The following is a 13,395-nucleotide window of genomic DNA, read 5'->3' on the forward strand; positions in this document are numbered from 1 at the left end:
CTGAACGGTATTAAGCTGTATTCTACCCGATCGCCAGAAGTTTGTGAATAGTAACTTTACAAAGCATTATCTTTGGTCAGACGACCATCTTCCATTAGAACAATGCGATCGGCAATATCTAAAATCCGGTTATCGTGCGTTACTAACAAAATTGTGCAACCCTGTTGCTTAGCCAGCTTCTGCATCATTTCTACCACATCTCGACCCGACTTTTTATCAAGTGCAGCAGTTGGTTCATCAGCTAAAATAATCTTGGGACGACTTACCAAAGCCCTGGCAATGGCTACGCGCTGTTTTTGTCCTCCAGAAAGATTGTCCGCATAGTAATCAATGCGATGTCCCAGCCCAACTTCTTCAAGAATATTAGCAGACATTCGATCGATATCTTCTCCCAGGCGATCGTCGTGCAATTCCAGAGACATTCGGACGTTCTGCTTGGCAGTTAAAAAAGTCAGCAAGTTATGTGCCTGAAAAATATAACCTATCTGGCGCCGCAAATACATCATTTGCTGCTTGCTTGCACCGCAAATCTCCTGTTCAAGAATTTTCAGGCTACCAGATTGTGCCGATCGCAAACCTCCCATCAACGTTAGTAAAGTTGTTTTTCCAGAACCCGAAGGCCCGGTCATAATCACAATTTCACCTGGATTAATATCGAGATTTATTTCAAATAAAACCTGTTTGCGAAGTTCTCCATCGCCAAAGTAGTGATTTAGGTTGCAAGCAGAAATTACAGGCTTATTTGATGCCGATACATCAATCTGATTTGAGGGATTTAAATTTTGCATCATTGCGATAAATCTCAGAAAGAATACATGAAGTTACAAGTCAATTTTTAGCGAGTAATTCAGATTTCCGGAATCTGAGAAATAAACTCCTAAATACAAACACTTTGATGGTGGGAATATTTCAGAAAATATCAGCCGGATCGGCTCCCTGCAATTTGCCCATAGCAACAGTGCCAGAAACGGTACACATGATAATAGTTAAAACCAGCACTAAAATAGCTCGATTAAAAGTCATGCCAATCGGCAATAGGGTAGCAATTCCAGCAATCACATACAATCCAGATGAAAGAATAAATCCTGGTATAAAACCCAAAAATGCCAGAATCAAAGATTCTTGAATCAGGATACCAACTAAGTAAGAATCGCTGTAGCCCATCGCTTTGAGGGTAGCGTATTCAGGTAAGTGATCGGATACGTCGGAATAGAGAATCTGATAAACAATCACAATCCCGACAATAAAACCAATCACTGTTCCAAATCCAAAAATAAAGCCGGTTGGGGTACTGCTAGACCAATATTTCTTTTCGCGATCGCCAAATTCAGTGCGCGTCAGTACCAAAACATCGGCTGGCAAGTGGTTTCGGAGTGCTGCTTGCAGTTGCTTGAGGTTTGCGCCCGGCTGTAATTCGATTAAACCGACATCTATTCGATCGGATCTGCGATCGGGAAATAGATGTAAAAAAGTAGAATCACTGACAAACATAGTACCGCTAGCCCCAAAGGATACTCCAAGATTAAATAATCCTGTAACCCATAGCTGTCTGTCATTAACTTGTACGGAGAGCGGATTGGATTGCTTGAAAAGACTGGTAATATCTCCAAATTCAGCGCGACTAGCTCTGTCAAAAAGCACTCGATCTAAAGGTTTAATTCGATCGGCTTGCTGATTTACTTCTGGTAAGTTAAATGCTGATTTTGCTGGGTCTAATCCAATAGTTAAAACTATGCGTTCCTGTTCTTTTTGTTCGGGATTTTGCCATTGAGAGCTACCCATGTATACGTGATTGATTGATTTGACGGCCTCAAAGCCTGCTGCTTGATATAGCCGTTCTTTGGGAAAAGATTTCAGTGATACTACGGTTTCAGATATGGGATTGATTAGGAATAAATCGCCGTGTAATAGGTTTTGAATGCTAGCGGCAGATTCGTAGAGTGTATCATTGAGTCCGAGTTGGACAAACATCAAGACATCAGCAAAAGCAATTCCTGCCAAGGCTACAGCAAGTCGCTGTTTTTCTCGTTTGACCTGAAGCCATGCTAGGGGTGTTCTGCGAAAAGATTTTAGCATTTTTGTTAAAGTTGATGAGTTGATATTCATGGAAAAGCTAAAAATCAATGGCTACCTGAACTTGCAAGTTAGTCAAATCTGCAACTCGCTTACTACCTTCAGCATTCAGGTTAATTCTGACTTCTACTACTCGACGGTCTAGATTCTCTCCAGGTGTATTGCTGCTAATTTCTTGCTGAGTAACTTGCAGTCCAATTTGTCTAACTATTCCAGATATTTCACCACTGAATGATTGACTGGTAATAATAACTTTTTGACCAGTACGAATTTTGCTGATATCAGTTTGATAGACTTCTGCAACTACTTGCATTCGATCGGTTTGACCCAAATCGGCGATACCTTTTGAGCCAACAACTTCTCCCGGTTTGGCGTAAATTTCGAGAATGCGACCTGCTGCGGGAGTGCGGATGTAGGCTTTTGTTAAGGAAGTTTCAGCGCGTTTGAGAGAGGCACGAGCGTTGCTAACTTCTGCTGCTGCTGCTTGTACGTCGGTGAAGCGAACTTCTGCTGTTTGTGAAAGCGTTGCTTTGGCTTCGTTAATTTGTTCTGCCAAAGTTGCGATTGTTTTGTCTCGGTTGGCTTTGGCTTCATTAATTTGTTCTGCCAAAGTTGCGATTGTTTTGTCTCGGTTGGCTTTGGCTTCATTAATTTGTTCTGCCAAAGTTGCGATCGCCCTCGATCGATTTGCTTGACTTTCCAAAAATTGTTGCGCGGAAGTTTCCGCACTCAGGCGTTTGCGATCGACTTCTTGACTAGAAACAGCGCCTTCTCGGTACAGCGATTCGTAGCGCTGCAAGTCCGATCGAGCATTTCGCGTCTCCGCCCCAACTCGATCGACTGTTGCCTTCAAAGCTTGTTTCTGTCCTTGCAGTTCGGCTCGCAAGCGATCGATCGCCGCTTCCTGAGCCGTACTTTCCCCTTCCAATTGAGCCGTCAAACGAGCAATTTCGGCTCGCTGAGCGCTAATTTGTCCTGCAAGTTCTGCTTGCAAGCGAGAAACCGTTGCCCGCCGCGCTGCAATTTCGCCCGGTTTCGCTCCTGCTTTAACTTGAGCTAGCTTTGCGCGAGCGATATTAACTTGTTCTTTGGCTTGTTGCACTTCATCTTCCAGCCGATCGCGCGAGTCCATAACTGCGATCGCCCGATCGGCCTCAACCCGATCGCCCCGCTGCACCAGCAGTTGAGATATGCGATCGTTGCTCATCACCGCTGGTACCGACACGCGAATTACTTCGCCCACCGGTTCTAAACGCCCCAAAGTCACAACTTGCTTCGGGATGGGAAGCGTCGGTGCTAATTCAGAGGGTTTACTCGTCGGCCCAAACTGCTGGATTGCATAGAAAGCCCCTCCGCCTGTAATCGCAATCGCGGCTAAGATTGGGGCGATCGTCCATCTACTTGACTTTGACAGTAAGTTAAGGTTCATGTGGATTCTGGTTGCGAGCAATCCTCAGGCGGCATCTGCGCGCGGAATGCAGCCTTAACAGGAACTCGACGTATCTCAATATGTTGATATTTGCCATCATATATCAACATATTGAGATATGCAACCAGAATCAGAAACTTTGTGCAAAAAAAGTCAGAATGTAAGATAAATGCCCGTCACAGCTTGCCTCAAGCACGAAGTCGAAGTGAATCAATCCTCCAATAAGTCCACAATCATCAATTTTCTGCAAAGCTACTGGGCAGTTAACGCTGCTTTCGAGACAAGGCTCTCGGCCTACGGGCTGAGCGGGCCGCAGTGGGACACGCTGCGAATTTTGCGGGAACATCCGGGGGCAAACGGTGCGGACATCGCCCGCTTTGCCCGCGTGAGTCCCCAAGCGGTAGCAACCATGTTGCAACGTTTGGAACAAGCAGGGCTAATTTTTCGCCGCGCACCTTCGCGGGGTCGATCGGTCAAAAGCTACATTACCCCGAGTGGTGAAGCACTGCTGCGCGAGGGCGATCGTATTGCCAATGAGATTGAAGCACAAATCTTGTCCGACTTTAGCAGCGAAGAACAAGAGCATTTCAACGATTATCTTCGCCGCTGCACGGCTAACGCGAACTCCGATCGAGTCGAGTAAGCTGTTGTGCATCTAGATTGTGTATGGTAATTCAGAGTCCGATAAGGACAGGATTTGACGATTGTTGTTCGGTACTCGAAATATACAATTTAAATGCACAACAGCTTAGTGCAAAATCCGGGTTAAAAACCCCTCTATTGTTGAATAGAGAGAGGAGAAAAATCAGCGTTCAGTAGTCGGAGCATCTCAGTTTTGTATTTTTTTACAAAAGTGAGATTCTCGATGCTCGCCTGGTAGTAAACCAGGATTTGTTCAACAGTTGACAGTTGACAGTTGACAGTTGACAGTTTGAGAGCGACCTCTACCTAGAAGTCCGAGGATTCGAGTAATGAATAGTCTGATTTTTATTTCTCCCTCAAAGGGAGAGGCTTTCAACCAATTATTTTTGAAAAAAACTTAATCCGCCGCGCGACTGAACAATTTTTATAGAACTTAGATACCGTGTAACAAATGATACTAATTACTGTTTTGGTATCCTCTTGATTCTTTAGTCTCCCTCTGATGGGAGGAGACTTTGACTCTCTAACGGTTTCAATGGCAGAGTTTTACCGGAGATTTTTAACACTTGCGATACCAGCGGAGACGAGAGAGCACTTAACCCATAAAAAACGGTTTTTTGCAATAACCCTATTGAATTTATTAACAGCCATCTGGGAAAATTATCACATAGAAATACAAACAAAATAAATAGCCAGACCCAACAAATGCCAAAAATATTAGTAATTGAAGACAATAACTTAATCCGAGAAACCGTTTTAGAAATTCTGAACTTGGGCGATTTTGAAGCTGTCGGCGCCGAAAACGGAAAACTTGGTGTCGAGTTAGCGATCGCCCAAATTCCCGATCTAATCTTGTCTGATGTCATGATGCCGGAATTCAACGGCTTTGAAGTTTTCGCGATTTTGCGATCGCACCCTGTAACCGCCAGCATTCCGTTTATTTTTCTGACAGCCTCCGAAATGGAAAAAGCCCTCGAACTCAAAGCAGACGGCTATCTCAAGAAACCTTGCAGCATGACAGAAATCCTCGGGGCGATCGCAACTCAACTAGAAAAACCGACAGTTACCAACCCAAAATATCAAAAAATACAAGACAATTCCGCGCGCTCAAATCTCAGCTCGCGCGCCAGGAATCAAAAATCTCGCTTTGAGATTGCATCGCTTTGCTCCCAATGACGCCCGCAGTAACATTACTGATACATAAATTCAGGGAATATCAAATTGGTTCCAGCCGGAGGTGACTTAGACTGGGTATGTTGATTTGGTAAAAAAGTCATGAAGGCACAACCCAAAGGCCGCCTAGTTTGGAATCACTCTACCCACCTTCCCGGTTTGATACCAATTTTAGAGCGCCTGACTCTCAGAATGGGCATTCAAACCGTTACCCCAGGTGTCATTAACAAAGTTAAAGGACACATCCCCCACATGACATTAAGAGTGTCAGTGCCCATTCGCGGGGGATTTAAAATCATTGCCAGACAGGGCAAAACCGTACAAGAAGTCTTTATATTAACCACTCTCACACAAAGGGACTTGGAAGAGACGATCGCCCAAACCCTAGCCAAATGACAATTTTTCCTTAGCAAGCAAAGCCCGGGCTCTAACTGCCAAAGTTTCATCGCTTTGGGCTATTTCCTCAAGTTTTGCCGAAACTTCCGCTAACCAATCCGGTTTAACAGTCGCAGCACCAGCCAAAGCTTGCAAACCTCCCGCCGCTGCGTAGCGAACCACCCATTCCGGATCTCGGGACGCTTGCAGCAGCGTTTTCACAGTGCGATTTTGAGCCTCTAAAACTTGTTCTGTCGGCATCAATTCCCAGCAAATCGTCCCCAAACCCCTAGCCGCCGCCCGCCGCACGCTCAAAGCAAAGTCATTCGCCGCCGCATCCAGCAAAATCTCTAAACCCCTAGGATCGCCAATTCCCGCCAAAGCCCGAACAGCCCAAGCTCTCGCTCCGTAATTGTAGCCGTCAAGCTGTTCTAGCAGCGGCAGCACCGCAGGTTCTCCGAGTTGAATTAGTCCGTCAACGGCGGCCACGGCGGCACCTGGGTTGTTGTAGCCGAGGACTGTAATTAAGGTAGGAATTGCTGCTTTTGAGTCAGCAGCCGCCAGTGCTTTGACTGCGTTTAACAAGCCTTCGGAAGAATCTGCTTGTTCGACGGCGCGAATTAGTTCTAATGCCATTTATTTATAGTATTTACCGTGACCATTGTAATTGTATGTTGGGTCGATCGCGCGATCGAACTTTTTGTTGCGTGGGTAAGGAGCGGTGATTAACTTGAAAAGCTTCCCCAGCTCGAAATAGGACAATCTTGGTTAAAGAGTCGAATTCGCCAAAAACTCGACTCCATACCTGCGCTAGGAATTCTTGCGCTGTGCATCCTCACCCTCTTGACGCTTCCTATAAGCCTTAGCCCAAGCATAGCGCTGCGGATCTTTTTTAAGCAGATATTCCACAACTTGCCGACGCTTATTCTCATCCTTAGTATTTTTGACAACCTGCTTGAGTTCGGAATCTATATCTTCTGATTCAGCACCGCGTTTAATTGCCTCCTTAAACCAACGCTCACCCTCTGAAAATTGACTCCGCTCAAAACAAATAGCTCCCATCAAAGTGTAAGGATGATGACTCTGAGGCTGATACTCAATAGCTTTGAGCGCGCACTTTTCAGCATCACCTAGTTTATGAATATCTCGGAAAGCACCGCCCCTCGTTGTTAGCAAAGCTGACTTGAGCTTATTTTCTTTGATTTGGTCGAAGTCCAGATTTTCTGTCACCTTCAATGCACTGTTTGGTTCATCTGCCTTGCGCCAATGACTGCTGGCGTTGGGCAAGTTCCATTTGTTTCCAGTGCGCTCATATTCCTGCTCATAGAAACACGCTTCAAGCCTGTGGTACGCTATAGCAATCCTTCCATGACTAGCTAAAAGTTTTTGTTGTATTAACTGAACAACTAACACAGGATCTAGACGCTCTTCTTTCTCCAATTTTACCATAATTGCGTAAAACGGATCGAAGGGGAAATCACGATCTATAATCCGATACTTGACCTTGAGAGCAGCAAATTTCTTTTCTTGTGCAAAAGTAATTATATCCTCACGTCCATTCTTTTGCAACCAATCAATATCAGCCTCACTTAACTGCTCTCCCGATTTGATCTTAGACTTGAGAATAGCCGCATATTTGTCAAGCGCAAGAGTAATTGTCTCAGTCAGTTTACGCTTTTTAAGAAAGTTAATATCCTGCTCACCTAGCTGATTGTCTAAATCAATTTTTTTAAGAACTTTATACAGATGGCTAGAGAGGGATGAATCCTCAGATTCATTAGCTTTATACTTAACTTTCAGTTCAGCAAAGTGTCGTGTCTGTTCTATCTCCAAAACAAGATTAAGCGTTTCGCTAAGTTGATGCTCTTCCAGCCAGTTAAGTTCTGACTCGCTCAACTGCTGATCTACCTCAAGATTTTTCAGGACTTGATAGAGCGGACTTGATGCAGATGTTTCTGGGTATTCACTAGCTTTGTACTTATCCTTGAGTTGGGCAAATTCAGCTTCCCATACAGCTTTTTGTTGCCCAAAAATTTCGAGAGTATCCACCAGTTTGTTATTGACAAGCCAGTTAGCCTCTACATCACTTAATATTTCTCCTGCATCCAGTTGCTTGAGGATTTGATACAAGGGGCTATCCAGTGAACAATCTGGATATTGAGTTGCTCGGTACTTAGCCTTTAGTGCAGCAAATCGCGCCATCTCTTCAACAATAGCAACTATTTCAGTAAGCCCCTGTTCTTGCAGGTATTTAACTTCTAAGTCAGTTAGCTTATTTTCTGAGTCAAGTTTCCAAAGGATAGGATACAAAGGACTGGATAGCCGTAAATCGCGATGTCTGGTTACTTTGAACTTAGACTTGAGTTGAGAAAATTTAGCATCTAGTTTTCTTGGTTCTTCAGCCTTACGTAGTGGCTCTTGCTCGATAGCTTCTATTGTTTCCAAAAGCTCATGCTCTAATAACCAATTCCACTCGAAGTCGGTAATTTCAAATTCTAAATCAGCTTTTCGCAGAATGAGATAGAGAAGACTAGAGGGAGATGAATCTTCATATTTTGTGGCTTGATACTTAGACTTCAGCGCTGCAAAATGTTGCACCTGGACTTCAAAAGGATCGTTGCTCATGGTGAATCACCCGATTTATACTTCTAGCTGCTACACAACCATCTCGCAGCATTCCGCGATCGCCCGGAGTCAAAACCAAAACTTTTTTAACTGAAGACTTATGCAGATGGTAATATTATTTTAACACGAGCTATTTCACCAACTACAGCTATAAACCTCAGTATTTTTACTGAAATTTATAAAAATTCGTACCTAAAGCCTCGTTTCTTATTCCATCAAATCATCAGCCATCGGTTCACCCGAATAAAAGGGAGAAAATAGTAGTTCTCAACTGCCTGAAATACAGATAGGGGGTAGGGAAAGAGCACGGCGCTGTGTCCTGAAATCTGCTATGTCCTAAATATACGCCAGACAATTAAGAATCGCTAAAGCAATTCTATTGCAGTTATGAACGAATTTTTTTCAAAGTAAACTATCCATTAAGTTCATAACTTGGATAGCTTCATCTGACAAAGATAGTAATACTTGTTGATTGAGGTGATGCTCCAAAACTCCTTTTAGCGCAATCAATTTCATGCTATTTTCTGCTAAAGTTTCTGCAATAGCGGGCGCTGCGGGTAAATAGCCGATCGCCCCCAAGTCCATCAAAGCCGATCGCCTCAACTGCAAATTATCCCCATTCAAAGCAGTTACCAACCGATCTCCGTAAATGCGATCGCCAGTCAACTGATACATCGCTCGCGCCGAAGCGTACTGCACCCGCTCCACAGAATGCTCTAAAAAAGGTGAAATTAGCGGTATTGCCTCTGTCGCTTCCAGCGTACCCAAAGCTTCAATTACCGAGTCGTAAGGCTGCACGAGGTGCGATTTTCCAGGCACTCGCAGGGCTACAGCTACGCCCCCATCTAAGAGTTTCATCAGCGGTGGAATGGAATCGCGATCGCCCAGCATTTCTAGAGCTTGAGCCGCCGCTTCCCGCACGTAATAATCCGCGCATTCCAAACAGCGAGTTAGCGCCGGCAAGGCTTGTTTATCGCCCAATTTTCCTAGAGCTCGTGCCGCATTTCGCAGTAGGGAATAGTCGCCGATTTTTGTCTGTTCTGATTCTTCTTGCAAGGCGGCAATCAAAGCTGCAATCGCTGCCGGTTCCTTGACTCGAAATCTGCCTACCCACCAAGCAGCATAATAGCGGAGACTGTAGTCTTGGGAGTGCAAATTTGCGATCGCCTGTTCTATTGTTAAAGACTCGCCCTCAGCTACACCCGCTGGTGGTGAGTCGGATTCATCATAATTCATAGTCATAATTCATAGTGATTAGGGAAATCGGCGATTGAAATCGCTGCTAGACAAACAAAACCCGCCTGCGCGGGTTGGGGAAACTCGGCGATTGAAATCGCGTCTAGACAAACGAAACCCGCCTGCGCGGGTTGGGGAAACTCGGCGATTAAAATCGCCCGTTCTAGCGGACTTTGCTATTAATTATGATCCGACGATGATGCAGGCAATGATTCTGCGATCGCACAGAACCGGACAATCATAAAAAATTGATTTCTGCATCTAGTCGGATTACACTAGCTATTAGACCTTAGCCAATGGCCATTAATCTCTAGTAAATTTACTAATGACTAACGACCGATGACTACTGTTCGCGAGCGGGGACAGCACTAATAACTGATGACTAACGACTAAATTGGAGTAATGCTGGCGATTTTCCCGCCCAAGCGTTGAAATTTCTGCATTTGCGAGGACAAATCCTCACCAGGTACGATAAACGCCTTGCTGCTGTGGCGCACCCTGGGATAGCCACCCGTCCGAATGCCCGACACTTCAACGCGGAAAAGCCGCCCTTCTTTACCGTAAGCTGCCGCACCACCAAAACCGCTGCTGGGAGTTACGTTTTGTGTCGAAGACCGGTATGCCCAACCTTCGTTGCCACCAGAAGGCCCAACTACAGCAGTAGCGCTGTTAGTGCCTAATTCGACAGCTAAGCGGGAGTTATTTCCTTCGAGTTGAGATGTATCGCTGTTGGCATAGCCGCGATATAGCCGGAACATCCGGGTAAAACCAACGGTTTTTTGACCTGTCTGAGTGTTAAAGCCCCGGTAGTAAGGGACGATATTATCACCGAAACTTTCTTGATACTCTACTGAATCGATGTAAGAATCAATATCAGCATCGTAGCCTTCTGTTTGGTACAAATCTAAGTGATAAATTACTTCAGATTCGTCGTAGGGAGCGCGACCGAGCAAGTGTTTGTAGTTTAGTTCGATCGTCCGAGTTTGGAAGCTGCTGTACAAAAACTTGGTTTTGTACAGTTCCGATTTTGCCACTGCCCGCACAAATTCTCGCACCGTTAAACTGCCGTCTCGCAGGAGAGATTCAGCACTTGTCAGGCGCTCGGATTTCATCAAATAGTCGTTGCCCAGCACCTGACGGTAAACTGCACGAATCACAGTTTCAATGTCGTCTTTGGTGTAGTTCGGGCGCAATTCTACCTTCGGCGCATCGCTCAATGCGGATGTTCCCAGTCTGGACGCTGCTGTGGAAATAGCCACCAGATTTTCTCCTAAATTAATAACAAAAATTTAAAGCTTGGTTGAACTTGAGATTTTTAGGACTAAGGCCAAGATGTGTCAAATTTGGGTGCACTCCCGGCGCAGCTTGTATGTACACATCAATTAATCCTAATTTGCTAAAGACGTTTCAAAAAACATCTTTACATACAAACTTTAAGCTGTGGTAATACTTACCACTTTGCCACCACGTTTGTTGATTTGCTGCAAGCGGGTCGAAAGTCGATCGTAAGACACGAGATATTCGGTAGTTCTACACCGCACTTGGGGTGAAAACTTAGCCGCCGAACCTTCGATTCAAAAAACTTTTTCCGTTGACACTCTCAGCGCTCTTCGCGACTGAGATTCTTAAGAAATTTCGTTCTTAATATCCCTATTGCTAGGGTTCCTGGGCGCAATCCTCTTACCAAAAAATGGTGGGCTGCTATCCTTGCCTTTGGGCAAGCTCCTCAAGCGTTTAAGGGGCTAAGCCCTTGGTAACGCGAGAGTCCCCGCGTACCTTTAATATATGGTAGGAATTTGCTTCTCAGGTTTGCACCTGTGTATCCATCCCAACAATAGAGTGTAACGGCAAAAGCCCTTTTTACACTGCTAAAAATGTGAAAAATCAAGAAAGATTCACGGCGGTTAAAACCGCCCGTGCCGCTTTCATGGAAGGTCTAAAGACTCGCTCGTTTTCCGCTTGCCGAACTTTTTTTATAAGTTTCGGACTCAGGAACTCCCGCACAAAATCTTTAACTGAAATCTGCCCTTCCAGCAGGAAAGATTTGGCACTGGTAACTCGTTCGCTCGACATTAAATACTCGTTACCGAAAACTTGGCTGTAAGCGACACAAATTACTGCTTTCGCATCGTCTTGCGTCCACCGAGGGCGCAGTTCTACTCGTCTCGCTTTTTCAAATGCTTTTATTCCTAACTTTTCTGCTTTTCATGCTTGAAAAACTAAAAAGTTCTGAAAAAAGTATTTGGAAGACTCCGCTAAGATCGCAGATGCCCGGAATCGTAAACAACAGTTAACACTCAAGCTAACAGCAGCTTACATTTCCGGGCATCACGCAAATCTAGCTTAGAGCGTTGACTGCGTAGTCGAGGTAGGAATTGGCTTCAGTTGCAGCATCGCCACTCAAACCGTGGTTGGCTTTGATGTACTTGAGAGCTTCAACATACCAGCTAGGAGACAATTCAAATGTCCGGTTGATTTCGTCAATACCTGCAATCAGGTACTCATCCATTGGACCTGTGCCGCCTGCAACTAAGCAGTAGGTTACCATCCGCAGGTAGTAGCCGATGTCGCGGGAGCACTTAGCTTTACCGGTTGAGGTAGAAGCGTAGTTTGGCCCTTGCATTTGTTGAGTGTACGGGAACTTGTTGTACACAGCTTGAGCTGCACCGTCGATCAAGCGCGCAGAGTTGGCGCTCAAAGACTTGGCTGCTTCCAAACCTGCTGCTGCTTGGCGGAAACGACCGAAGGCTACTTGCAATTCGGTGCTGCTCAGGAAGCGGCCTTGAGAATCGGCGGCGGTTACTGCTTCAGTCAAAGGGGTTTTCATTGTTCTGCTGTCTCCCTAATGTTGTTTTGTTTGTACCAAAATGATTGCTTGCAAATAATGCGATCGCTCGCTTCTTTACAGGAAGAAATGTTCGGGCTCGCTATTTTTAGCCGACTGCATTAGCTGCGCGGTCGAAGTAGCTGCCGATTTCGGACATCAGCGAGCTGCAATCACCACGGGTAATGCCGTTGGGGTCGTTAGCAAGCGCGATCGCTGCTTCTTTCATTTTTTGTACGCCGGTTGCAACGGATGCACCTGGAGTTCCCAGAGCTTGGTATGTTTCGCGCAGACCGTTCAAGCAACGATCGTCCAAAACGCTGGCGTCGCCTGCAAATGTGGCGTAGGTTACGTAGCGCAAGATGATTTCCATGTCGCGCAAGCAAGCTGCCATGCGGCGGCTGGTGTATGCGTTGCCACCGGGGGCGATCAACTGAGGCTGTTCAGCAAACAAAGAGCGAGCTGCATTAGCGACGATTGTGGATGCGTTACCGGTGATGCGGTTTACTGCGTCAATCCGCTTGTTGGCGTCAGAAACCATGCTGCTGAGAGCATCTAGTTGGCCAGCAGCCAAAAATTCGCCGCGAGCGTCTGCTTGGGAAACCACTTTTGTAAATGCGTCAAACATGAACGAACTCTCCTACTTTGAGTTAATTGAGTTTGGTTGCGGTATAAAACCGTTAAGTTAAATTTGTTCAGGCTGTTGGGCCTGCAAGGGTTGAAGGTTGACGCCAGCTACTGCGCTGGCCGGCTCGATCTCTCCCTTTCCGCTACCTTCACTATTGTGACATTGCAACGGACATTTAAGAAACCTTAGAAAATTTTACATCTTTTATGAGATGCGACAAACCTTGTCAATCAGTGTTTTTGTTAACTTTCGCCTGTCGTTTCAACCCTCTGATAACCTTTATACAATGCTGGTTCCTCTTTGTTTATTACAAATTATTACGAAAACTTATTTCTGTGAGAAGGTAAATCGATGTGGGGCAAGTGGTGGCAAATCTAATCCCTGGGATAG

Annotated in this window: 14 protein-coding genes; 3 read left to right on the forward strand and 11 right to left on the reverse strand. The window is 45.4% G+C overall.

Annotated features, from left to right (window positions below):
- Positions 1-56: 56 nt before the first annotated feature.
- From JGK11_RS05160 to JGK11_RS05170, 3 genes are all read right to left on the reverse strand, one after another.
- The gene (locus tag JGK11_RS05160; RefSeq protein WP_293197508.1) at positions 57-788 is read right to left on the reverse strand and encodes a DevA family ABC transporter ATP-binding protein; all 732 of its coding nucleotides are present in this window, start codon (positions 786-788) and stop codon (positions 57-59) included.
- Between the two features lie 121 nt (positions 789-909).
- Positions 910-2,076, reverse strand: coding sequence for an ABC transporter permease DevC (devC, locus tag JGK11_RS05165; RefSeq protein WP_293197495.1), 1,167 nt, complete (start codon positions 2,074-2,076; stop codon positions 910-912).
- Between the two features lie 37 nt (positions 2,077-2,113).
- The gene (locus tag JGK11_RS05170) at positions 2,114-3,502 is read right to left on the reverse strand and encodes an HlyD family efflux transporter periplasmic adaptor subunit (protein ID WP_293197496.1); all 1,389 of its coding nucleotides are present in this window, start codon (positions 3,500-3,502) and stop codon (positions 2,114-2,116) included.
- Between the two features lie 169 nt (positions 3,503-3,671).
- Here JGK11_RS05170 and JGK11_RS05175 point away from each other — a divergent pair, with 169 nt between their 5' ends.
- From JGK11_RS05175 to JGK11_RS05185, 3 genes are all read left to right on the forward strand, one after another.
- On the forward strand, positions 3,672-4,145 hold the full coding sequence (locus tag JGK11_RS05175) for a MarR family transcriptional regulator (RefSeq protein WP_293197497.1): 474 nt from the start codon (positions 3,672-3,674) through the stop codon (positions 4,143-4,145).
- A gap of 704 nt (positions 4,146-4,849) precedes the next feature.
- Positions 4,850-5,320: a response regulator gene (locus tag JGK11_RS05180; protein WP_293197498.1), complete on the forward strand. Its 471-nt coding sequence runs from the start codon at positions 4,850-4,852 to the stop codon at positions 5,318-5,320.
- Positions 5,321-5,419: 99 nt separating this feature from the next.
- Positions 5,420-5,713 carry a DUF2103 domain-containing protein gene (locus JGK11_RS05185; RefSeq protein ID WP_293197500.1) on the forward strand — a complete coding sequence of 98 codons (294 nt, stop codon included), beginning with the start codon at positions 5,420-5,422 and terminating at the stop codon, positions 5,711-5,713.
- On the opposite strand, the gene JGK11_RS05190 is transcribed toward JGK11_RS05185, so the two are convergent.
- The 8 genes from JGK11_RS05190 to JGK11_RS05225 all read right to left on the reverse strand — a co-directional run bounded on the left by JGK11_RS05190 (position 5,702) and on the right by JGK11_RS05225 (position 13,005).
- Positions 5,702-6,328: a HEAT repeat domain-containing protein gene (locus JGK11_RS05190; RefSeq protein ID WP_293197502.1), complete on the reverse strand. Its 627-nt coding sequence runs from the start codon at positions 6,326-6,328 to the stop codon at positions 5,702-5,704. The two genes, JGK11_RS05185 and JGK11_RS05190, sit on opposite strands and share 12 nt — an antisense overlap.
- Before the next feature lie 174 nt (positions 6,329-6,502).
- Positions 6,503-8,317, reverse strand: a complete 1,815-nt coding sequence (locus JGK11_RS05195; protein ID WP_293184140.1) for a hypothetical protein — start codon at positions 8,315-8,317, stop codon at positions 6,503-6,505.
- A gap of 402 nt (positions 8,318-8,719) precedes the next feature.
- On the reverse strand, positions 8,720-9,559 hold the full coding sequence (locus tag JGK11_RS05200) for a HEAT repeat domain-containing protein (protein ID WP_293184142.1): 840 nt from the start codon (positions 9,557-9,559) through the stop codon (positions 8,720-8,722).
- 383 nt (positions 9,560-9,942) lie between these two features.
- The gene (locus tag JGK11_RS05205; protein WP_293184144.1) at positions 9,943-10,812 is read right to left on the reverse strand and encodes a phycobilisome linker polypeptide; all 870 of its coding nucleotides are present in this window, start codon (positions 10,810-10,812) and stop codon (positions 9,943-9,945) included.
- A 174-nt stretch (positions 10,813-10,986) separates the two neighbouring features.
- Positions 10,987-11,094 (reverse strand): phycobilisome linker polypeptide, encoded by a 108-nt coding sequence (locus JGK11_RS05210; protein WP_293184146.1) that lies wholly within the window; start codon positions 11,092-11,094, stop codon positions 10,987-10,989.
- A gap of 343 nt (positions 11,095-11,437) precedes the next feature.
- A complete protein-coding gene (locus JGK11_RS05215) occupies positions 11,438-11,740 on the reverse strand; it encodes a phycobilisome rod-core linker polypeptide (RefSeq protein WP_363319182.1) in 303 nt (100 codons plus the stop codon).
- A gap of 151 nt (positions 11,741-11,891) precedes the next feature.
- On the reverse strand, positions 11,892-12,380 hold the full coding sequence (gene cpcA / locus JGK11_RS05220) for a phycocyanin subunit alpha (protein ID WP_293184148.1): 489 nt from the start codon (positions 12,378-12,380) through the stop codon (positions 11,892-11,894).
- A gap of 106 nt (positions 12,381-12,486) precedes the next feature.
- Complete coding sequence (locus tag JGK11_RS05225) at positions 12,487-13,005, reverse strand: phycocyanin subunit beta (RefSeq protein WP_293184150.1); 519 nt, start codon at positions 13,003-13,005, stop codon at positions 12,487-12,489.
- Positions 13,006-13,395: the final 390 nt, after the last annotated feature.

Origin of the sequence: Microcoleus sp. PH2017_34_RAT_O_A, from assembly GCF_020737885.1 — a bacterium.
GTDB lineage: Bacteria > Cyanobacteriota > Cyanobacteriia > Cyanobacteriales > Microcoleaceae > Microcoleus.

Excerpts from the sequence above, each read along its gene's own strand:
- JGK11_RS05160 (WP_293197508.1), bottom strand. The coding sequence starts at position 788 with ATGCAAAATTTAAATCCCTCAAATCAGATTGATGTATCGGCATCAAAT.
- devC (WP_293197495.1), bottom strand. The coding sequence starts at position 2,076 with ATGCTAAAATCTTTTCGCAGAACACCCCTAGCATGGCTTCAGGTCAAA.
- JGK11_RS05170 (WP_293197496.1), bottom strand. The coding sequence starts at position 3,502 with ATGAACCTTAACTTACTGTCAAAGTCAAGTAGATGGACGATCGCCCCA.
- JGK11_RS05175 (WP_293197497.1), top strand. The coding sequence starts at position 3,672 with ATGCCCGTCACAGCTTGCCTCAAGCACGAAGTCGAAGTGAATCAATCC.
- JGK11_RS05180 (WP_293197498.1), top strand. The coding sequence starts at position 4,850 with ATGCCAAAAATATTAGTAATTGAAGACAATAACTTAATCCGAGAAACC.
- JGK11_RS05185 (WP_293197500.1), top strand. The coding sequence starts at position 5,420 with ATGAAGGCACAACCCAAAGGCCGCCTAGTTTGGAATCACTCTACCCAC.
- JGK11_RS05190 (WP_293197502.1), bottom strand. The coding sequence starts at position 6,328 with ATGGCATTAGAACTAATTCGCGCCGTCGAACAAGCAGATTCTTCCGAA.
- JGK11_RS05195 (WP_293184140.1), bottom strand. The coding sequence starts at position 8,317 with ATGAGCAACGATCCTTTTGAAGTCCAGGTGCAACATTTTGCAGCGCTG.
- JGK11_RS05200 (WP_293184142.1), bottom strand. The coding sequence starts at position 9,559 with ATGACTATGAATTATGATGAATCCGACTCACCACCAGCGGGTGTAGCT.
- cpcA (WP_293184148.1), bottom strand. The coding sequence starts at position 12,380 with ATGAAAACCCCTTTGACTGAAGCAGTAACCGCCGCCGATTCTCAAGGC.
- JGK11_RS05225 (WP_293184150.1), bottom strand. The coding sequence starts at position 13,005 with ATGTTTGACGCATTTACAAAAGTGGTTTCCCAAGCAGACGCTCGCGGC.